This is a genomic window from Vibrio sp. 1249-1 (assembly GCF_033340495.1).
On sequence record NZ_JAWOWJ010000965.1, the window covers coordinates 1 to 560 of the forward strand.

At 48.2% G+C, this 560-nt stretch carries 2 pseudogenes; both read right to left on the minus strand.

Features of this window, described 5'->3' with window-relative positions:
- A pseudogene (locus R7Z50_RS29950) lies at positions 1–143 on the minus strand (homoserine kinase); the annotation flags it as partial.
- A 20-nt stretch (positions 144–163) separates the two neighbouring features.
- Positions 164–560 (minus strand): annotated as a pseudogene (thrA, locus tag R7Z50_RS29955) (bifunctional aspartate kinase/homoserine dehydrogenase I); the annotation flags it as partial.

The window sequence follows — 560 nt, forward strand, 5'->3', positions numbered from 1 at the left end:
AGACTGAACGGCTCAGTCCCTGCTTTTACTTGAACTCGGTCACCCAACAAAGTGCCGTCAACTGGGGACACTGCCGCCCCCAGCACGTCAAAACCTACGCTAACATTACCAATTGAAGCTGGGGCATAAACCACCACGCCCATATCACTTGCACTCATTCTTGTTATACCCCTAGTTTCCAACCTAAAGTACGCATTACATCCGAGAATACGCCTGCTGCCGTCACTTCTGTACCGGCACCGTAACCACGCAGCACTAAAGGAATTGGCTGGTAGTAGCGACTATAAAACGCCAACGCGTTTTCACCGTCTTTAATTTTGAACATTGGATCATTTTCATCGACAGCGGCCATGCTCACAGTGCACTTGCCATCATTAATTTCACCAACATAACGTAGCACTTTGCCTTCTTCTGCCGCTTTCGCTGATAACTCTTTGAAGTACGCGTCCGCTTCTGGCAAACGAGCCATAAATTCATCAACACTGCCTGAATCATCAAAGCCTGGTGGTAGCGCTTGGTCAACGACCACATCTTCAAGCTCTAATGACATACCTGCTTTG